The 7,335-nt window shown below is 55.3% G+C and carries 5 protein-coding genes; 3 read left to right on the top strand and 2 right to left on the bottom strand.

Annotated elements, in window-relative coordinates; genetic code table 11:
- Window positions 1-187 precede the first annotated feature (187 nt).
- Window positions 188-1,855, top strand: a complete 1,668-nt coding sequence (gene ilvD, locus D5S03_RS08250) for a dihydroxy-acid dehydratase (protein ID WP_008871318.1) — start codon at window positions 188-190, stop codon at window positions 1,853-1,855.
- 3 nt (window positions 1,856-1,858) lie between these two features.
- Entirely contained in the window at window positions 1,859-2,599 is a 741-nt protein-coding gene (locus D5S03_RS08245; RefSeq protein ID WP_008871319.1) for a class I SAM-dependent methyltransferase, read from the top strand.
- A 152-nt stretch (window positions 2,600-2,751) separates the two neighbouring features.
- On the opposite strand, the gene D5S03_RS08240 is transcribed toward D5S03_RS08245, so the two are convergent.
- Window positions 2,752-3,990 (bottom strand): molybdopterin molybdotransferase MoeA, encoded by a 1,239-nt coding sequence (locus D5S03_RS08240; RefSeq protein ID WP_287043414.1) that lies wholly within the window; start codon window positions 3,988-3,990, stop codon window positions 2,752-2,754.
- Between the two features lie 50 nt (window positions 3,991-4,040).
- On the bottom strand, window positions 4,041-5,309 hold the full coding sequence (locus D5S03_RS08235; RefSeq protein WP_287043413.1) for an RsmB/NOP family class I SAM-dependent RNA methyltransferase: 1,269 nt from the start codon (window positions 5,307-5,309) through the stop codon (window positions 4,041-4,043).
- A gap of 109 nt (window positions 5,310-5,418) precedes the next feature.
- Between D5S03_RS08235 and D5S03_RS08230 the strand changes: the two genes are divergently transcribed.
- Window positions 5,419-7,017, top strand: a complete 1,599-nt coding sequence (locus D5S03_RS08230; RefSeq protein ID WP_287043411.1) for a hypothetical protein — start codon at window positions 5,419-5,421, stop codon at window positions 7,015-7,017.
- Window positions 7,018-7,335: the final 318 nt, after the last annotated feature.

The following is a 7,335-nucleotide window of genomic DNA, read 5'->3' as shown; positions in this document are numbered from 1 at the left end:
TTGCATGTGGCATGGGGACTGGCTCTTCCGGGACCCACTTGTCCCAAAAAATGAGATGTTTTAAGCACAAAATGATGCTCAAGTGGGTCCCGGAGTGCCTGTCCCCTGCTTTCCTTAAAAGAGCTAAACAGATACGCAATAAGAGACCAGACAACTTTAGAAATGATAAAACAGCGAGGTTAGAGAGATGCGCAGCCACAAAATGACCAGGGGAATTGAAAAGGCCCCTCACCGCTCACTGCTTTATTCACTGGGCCTTACCCGGGAGGAGATGGAACGCCCCCTGGTGGGGGTGGTCAACTCGGCCAATGAAATCGTCCCGGGGCATCAGCACCTGAACAGAATATCCCGGGCGGTCAAGGACGGGATCCGTATGAGTGGTGGCACACCCATGGAATTTTCCACCATCGCTGTTTGCGACGGCCTGGCCATGAACCATGCCGGGATGCGCTTCAGCCTGCCCAGCCGGGAAATCATCGCCGACTCGGTGGAAATCATGGCCTCAGCGCATCCATTTGATGCCCTGGTGCTTATCCCCAATTGTGACAAGGCGGTTCCAGGGATGCTCATGGCCATGATCAGGATGAACCTGCCCTCAATAATTGTCAGCGGCGGCCCCATGCTGGCCGGAGAAGACCGGGGAAAGACCGTGGATCTCATTTCAGTTTTTGAAGGTGTGGGCAGGGTCAAAAGCGGGCAGATAGACCAAGAAGAACTGCAAAGCCTGGAACAAAACGCCTGTCCCGGGTGCGGTTCCTGTTCAGGTATGTTCACCGCCAATTCCATGAACTGTCTGTGCGAGGCTATCGGCCTGGGACTGCCCGGCAACGGAACGATTCCCGCTGTGTACAGCGAGCGCATCAGGCTGGCCAAGACAGCCGGAATGAAGGTAATGCAGCTTCTAAAGGACGACCTGCGCCCCAAAAGCATCCTGACACCCAAGAGCGTGGCCAATGCCGTGGCCGTGGACATGGCCCTTGGCTGCTCCACCAATACCGTGCTGCACCTTCCTGCAGTCTTTGCCGAGGCCGGGCTGGAACTGAACCTGGACATCTTCGATGTCATGAGCAGAAAGACTCCCAACCTCTGCCGTCTTTCACCGGCCGGTCCGCACCACCTGCAGGACCTGCACCGCGCCGGGGGCATCCCTGCCGTTGTCTCTGAGCTTGCCGGCAAAAGCATTTTCGACCTCAACTCCATGACCGTAACCGGCAACTCCTGGAGAAAGAACCTGGAGGATCTCCAGGCCCGGGTTCTGGATCCTCAGGTAATCCGCTCCATGGACAATCCTTACAGTTCGGGGGGCGGAATAGCCATTCTGCGGGGCAATCTCGCCCCTCATGGTGCCGTGGTCAAGCAGTCCGCGGTCACTGCGGAAATGATGGTCCAGACCGGTCCGGCCAGGGTGTTTGAAGGCGAGGAGGATGCTGTGCAGGCCATTCTTGATGGACAAATCAGGCAGGGGGACATTGTCATCATAAGAAATGAAGGTCCCAAGGGCGGCCCCGGAATGCGCGAAATGCTGACCCCCACCTCAGCCATAGCAGGGATGGGGCTTGACAAACACGTTTCTCTGATCACTGACGGACGTTTCAGCGGCGGCACCAGGGGGGCGGCCATAGGCCATGTCTCCCCGGAAGCCGCAGAGGGCGGCCCCATTGCCCTGGTCATGGAGGGTGACGAGATCAGTATAGACATCTACAAGGGATCCTTGAACCTTAATGTGTCCGACCAGGAACTGGAAAAAAGAAGACAGAGCCTGAAACCCCTGGAAAAAGAAGTAGATTCCCCGCTTCTGCGCAGGTATGCCCGCATGGCCGGATCCGCCTCTACCGGGGCTTCCTTCAGGACTTAGTCCATGTTCAACCCAGAAAAAGCAGACAATTATGACCGCTGGTTCACTACTCCCGAGGGGCGTTTCGCCTTAGAACAGGAAAGAAGGCTCATTCAGCACCTGGTGTCGGGCTGGCCCAGGCGTAGGCAGAGCCTTCTGGAAATCGGCTGCGGAACTGGAATTTTCCTGGACATGTTCTGGGAATACGGCTTTGACATCTATGGAATAGATTCTTCCCCGGACATGCTTAGAAAGGCCCGGGACAAGCTCGGCTGCAGGGCGGATCTGCATCTGGGCAGCGCCGAGAGCCTGCCCTTTGACGACAACGAGTTCGATTTCGCCGCCATGATCACCCTGCTTGAGTTCTGCAGAGATCAGGGGCAGGTGCTGGCCGAGGCCGGAAGGGTAGCCCGCAAGGGTCTTTTGATCTGCTTTCTGAATAAGAATTCCCTCTACCATATAAGCCACAAGCTGCTGCGGCTGTGGAGAAGGGACAAGCTGCTGGTGCGGGCCAGGTGGCACTCATACAGGGAAGTCAGGTCCCTGGTGCAGGAAAATCTGGGCAATAAAAAAACCTACGCCCGCTCGGTACTCCTGGGCACCAGGATACTGTGGCGGGACAGACATGTATTCAAGACACTGAACCGGATGCTCTGGCCCCCGGTATTTGGGGCTTTTACCGGTATGCGCGTGGACCTGATAGACAGGGAACCTATTAAAACTCCGCTTCTGGCCCCGGTAAAGTCAGAAATAAAGGCGGGGTGAGGTCACTACCGTGCACGCGTAACCATTCATCGTGAACCCGGGGACAGTCCCCTTAGCGCTTGAGCGACTTGAGCGACTTCTGACCTCCGCTGTCTCCTGACTCCTGACTCCTGACCTCTGACATCTGATCACTGACCTCTGACCTCAGAGGCTCAGGGCAAAGTCATTACCCTGACCTCTTCACCCCTGGCCAGGCCCTCGCAGTTTGAAGGAATCCAGATAAGACCGTCCGCCTGAAATACAGTCTTAAGCAGCCCTGATTTGCCCAGTACAGGGGTTGCTGTCAGGCCCTGTTCCTCCTCTTGAAGCCTGACCCGCACATAGTCTTTACGTCCATAACTGGAAGCCAGGTTACGCGAAAGCCTGGCCCTTACCAGGCCTTTTGCGTCTTCTGAAAAAGCATCCACAGCGCCTTGCAGGTGGTTTAAAAAAGGCATTACCAGCACCAGCATGACCACCTGCGCCGAACCCACCTGTCCGGGCAGTCCCCATATGTATTTATCATCTCTGCGGGCAAAAATGGTGGGTTTGCCCGGGCTGATGGCCAGGCCATGGGCCAGGACCTCAAGCCCTTGGATGCCCTGCATGGCTTTCAGGGTAAAGTCGCGCTGTCCCACTGAACTCCCGCCCGAGACCAGCAGCACATCGTTTTTTTCAAGGGCCCTCACGAGAACTTTGTTCAAGTCCTCTTCCCGGTCCCTGGTTATCCCGTAAACTGTGGCCTCACCACCGCACCCCCGAACCAGGTGCGCCAGAGCGTAACTGTTTACATCCCGGATATATCCGGCTTGCAACGGGCTGGATATATCCACCAGTTCGTCCCCGGTGGAAATAATTCCCACCCTGGGGGTCTTGAAAAAAGCCCATTTGTCCACTCCCAGGGCGGCCATCATGGCTGTCTGCCTGAACCCGGCCCTCTGCCCGGCAGAAACGGCCACGTCGCCTCCAGCCACGTCCTCCCCCCTGAACATGACATTTTCCCAGGGGGCCACCGGCCTTCTTACTTCCACCGTGCCCGCCCCCAGTTCCTCTGTATATTCCTGCATAACCACGGCGTCAGCCCCCTGGGGCAGTATTCCGCCTGTGACCACGCCTGCACAGCCTCCCTGATCAATGCTGAAGTCCGGTATATCACAGATTCCCAGGTCTTTAACCTTTTCCAGATAGGCGGGATTGCTTTCCCCGGCCCCGAAGGTATCCCCGGCCCTTACTGCATAGCCGTCCATGGAACACCTGTTTGTCGCCGGCAGGTCCCCGGGGGCATGTAAGTCCCGGGCCAGAAACCTGCCCCGGCAGTTTTCCAGGCCAAGCTCTTGCGTGCCCAGGGAGGGCATTTGCTGTAGTATCCGTGTCAGCTCTTCCACCTGCAGCACATTGAAAAAATCGTCCATGGTTCCCTCTTTATATCCTGGTTTCAAACAGTTTTATTATTTAGCGGCAACTACTTATCCGACCAGAAAACTCTGGACTTTTTATGCTTGAGCCACCCCAGAGGCAGGCCCTGCCAGTAGAATTCCACCAGCCCGTTCCGGGTGGATGCATCAAAAAACCTGCTCTGTCCGGACACCAGGGCCCTGACCTCCTGCACATCCCGTACCTGGTACCCCATGGTGCTGCTTCCTTTTAAGAAAATGCGCATTCTGGGATTTGGAACGAAGCTGTTTTTTTTGAGACTTCCTGCAAACATTCCCTTGATCCTGAGCCCCTGATGCACATAAGGCAAGGCCTTATCCGGCACAAAAAAAACTTTGCCTGAAAACCCGTACAGGCCTATTTTTTCAAGTGGTTCAGGCAAATCAAAACCTTCAGGCATCAACTTATGCCAGGATGAAGGGGCGTTGACTTTGTCATTTTCTTGAGTCCAGGCCCTTTTTCCGGGCTTTTCCAGGGCAGCCATGAAAAAACTCTGTGAACCAGACTCGTCTCCTTTCATGACCAGCATGCCAGGGGCTGTGCTCTCCAGACCGGGCAGACCCAGTTCACTCTGCATATGCTGCGCCCGCGGGGACCCTGCCAGGCTGGTGCGCTTAAGAATCCAGTGCACCTGGTTTTGGTTTTCCTCTTCATTGGTGGTACACGTGGAGTAAACCAGCCTCCCGCCGGGGGCAAGCATTTTGTAAGCCTTCTCCAGGAGCTTTCTCTGCACTTCTATCAGGGTATGCAGGTTTTCTTTTTTCCATACCCTGGTCACTGCGGGGTTTTTGCCCACAGTACCCCATCCGCTGCACGGGGCATCCACCAGGATGCAGTCAAAGACAGGTCCTTGAGGAAAAGCCTGGCCTGCATAATTCGTGGTGACCACGTTGGCCGCATTCAGTCTTTCCAGGTTGGCCCGTAAAGTACCCAGCCTGTCCCTGGATGGTTCATTGGCAATGACCAGGCCGCCCTCTCCTGTCATCTCTGCAAGCTGAACGCTTTTCCCTCCCGGAGCAGCGCACATGTCCAGTACAGCTTGACCAGGGCCCGGTGCCAGAAGAATGGGCGGAAGCATGGAGGAAAGATCCTGGATATATAAAAAACCGAAATACCCGGCCAGGCTTGCCCCCAGGCCAAAGGGACCGTTTTCTTCCACCCAGGCCCCGGGAACCTCCGGGACAGGGGCGAAGTCAAAGCCCTCGCTACTTAATAAGTCGTGGCATTTTTCCTGTTCAGCACCCCGGCACACCCAGCGGAAAAAGCGCTTATAGCCTGTTTTCTGGTACACTTGCATTATCTCTGTTATTTGATATTATTTACTTTCATATTGACAAACAAGCCCCCGGTTTTGAACAATAACGAGGTTGTCCAAGCACAAGCCCCATATGTGGAGGAACCCATAAATGATTAAAAAAATCTTAGTTTTATTGTCTTTTCTGCTGGTCTTCAGCGCCCAGGCCTGGTCCGGGCAGGAGCCCAAAAAGTATGCAGTAATGCCCATTGAGATCCACGGTCCGCAGGAATACGCCTACCTGAAGCAGGGCATTCAATCCATGCTCAGCTCCAGGCTGACCCGCACCGGGGAAACTTCTCCCATACCCCCGGGTGAAGTCAACCAGCAAGTCGAGGCCCCCCCGGCCTCAGAAGAAGAGGCCCGGGAACTGCTCACCGCCCTTGGAGTCGACTTCCTGGTTTACGGGTCAGCCACTATCGTGAATGACAGCTGCAACCTGGAAATATATGTCCTGGACGCAGACATGGAACGTCACAGACTGGACAGGGAAAGCTCCCTGGGCCAGCTTATCCCGGACCTGGAGGACCTGGCCCAGGATTTGACAGCCATGGTTGTGGACGATGCAGAAGCCCGGGCCGAACCAGATGATCTGGAACCGGTGGCCCCGGTGGCCGAGGCCCCTCCCCAGGACGAGGCATACGTAAGCCCCCATTTTGAATTCAGAGACGACCCCCAGGCTGCCGGCAGGTGGCGCAGCCAGACCCTGCCCTTTTCCAGCGTGGGCATCGCCGTGGGAGATACACATGGCGACGGCGAGCAGAACATCTTCATCCTGGCCGACCGCAGGGTACACGCCTACCGCATGCATGAAGAAAGACTTGACCATCTGAGCACCTACGAGGCCCCCGGCACTTATCAGAATCTGAACATCAATGTCCTGGACACCAATCGCGACGGAAAAAAAGAAATCATCGTCTCAGCCGTGCAGGACAAGCGGGCCAGATCATATATCCTGGGATTCGAGGACAACGAGTTTAAGGAACTTCATAGAAGAATCGGCTTTTTCATGAACGTGACCAAAACTCCTCCAAACTATGAGCAGACCCTGGTGGGGCAGCGCATAGCCAGTGGATCAAGGCTCTTCCGGCCTGGAGCCGTCCAGGAGGTCATATTTACAGACGGCGAACCTGAACTGGGCCCGGGAATATCCCTGCCGGACAGGGCCAATATTTTCAATTTCGCCTTTCTTCCAAGAAATGACGATCACCTTGTGGTGGTGGCCGAAAATGACCGCCTGGAAGTGTATTCCTCGGACGACCGCCGCCGTTATACCACCAGTGAAGAATATGCCGGATCAGGACTGGGCCTGGAGATAGACGATACCATGCCCGGCATGGGGCAGACTTCCCCCAGCGAAAGAGAAGTGAGTTACTACTATATCCCCACAAGGCTCGTGACCACCAGGCTGGAGGGGCAGGATGAGTATCAGCTGCTGGCCCACAAGCACTTTTCAGGCCGCCTGGCCAGCGTTTTCCAGCGCTACCGTAATTTCCCCGAAGGCGAGATACATGCCTTGTTCTGGGACGACGTAGGCCTGAACATACACTGGAACACCCGGCGTATCCAGGCCAGCATCGAGGACTTCGGTCTCTACGATATGGATGGCGACGGCAATAAGGAACTTGTGGTCTGTGTAAATACACATCCGGGCATAACCGGAATGCAGCAGCAAAGAACCATAGTCCTGGCCTACAAGATGGACCAGTAAGGAGCTGAGACTTTGAAAACTTCTCGCCCGGGCGATCTGAAATCCAGCACTCACTTAAGATGCCGGTAAATGATTTTGCCGAAAATATCCACTTGTGTGTGCTGGACACTGCAGAACCTGCGAATCACTGGAAAATATGGAAGTTATTATTTAGATCGAACCACCCCCGGCCCCTCCTTAACCAAGGAGGGGAGTAGACCGTGCTGTACTCATAAAATGACTAAACTGAAATTGTAGTTACATGCAAGATATGCAGAAGCAGACAGCACAGCAGTGCCTGGTTTCCTCCACGGAGTCCGGGCAGAAGCTTTTCTCCTA

The organism is Desulfonatronospira sp. MSAO_Bac3, assembly GCF_003838035.1.
GTDB classification, from domain to species: Bacteria; Desulfobacterota; Desulfovibrionia; order Desulfovibrionales; family Desulfonatronovibrionaceae; genus Desulfonatronospira; species Desulfonatronospira thiodismutans.
The sequence above is the reverse complement of the archived record's forward strand: the minus strand, read 5'-3'. Positions and strand labels throughout refer to the sequence as shown.

What these genes read in the sequence shown, in the direction of transcription:
- ilvD (WP_008871318.1), top strand. Translation starts at nt 188, where the DNA reads ATGCGCAGCCACAAAATGACCAGGGGAATTGAAAAGGCCCCTCACCGC.
- D5S03_RS08245 (WP_008871319.1), top strand. Translation starts at nt 1,859, where the DNA reads ATGTTCAACCCAGAAAAAGCAGACAATTATGACCGCTGGTTCACTACT.
- D5S03_RS08240 (WP_287043414.1), bottom strand. Translation starts at nt 3,990, where the DNA reads ATGGACGATTTTTTCAATGTGCTGCAGGTGGAAGAGCTGACACGGATA.
- D5S03_RS08235 (WP_287043413.1), bottom strand. Translation starts at nt 5,309, where the DNA reads ATGCAAGTGTACCAGAAAACAGGCTATAAGCGCTTTTTCCGCTGGGTG.
- D5S03_RS08230 (WP_287043411.1), top strand. Translation starts at nt 5,419, where the DNA reads ATGATTAAAAAAATCTTAGTTTTATTGTCTTTTCTGCTGGTCTTCAGC.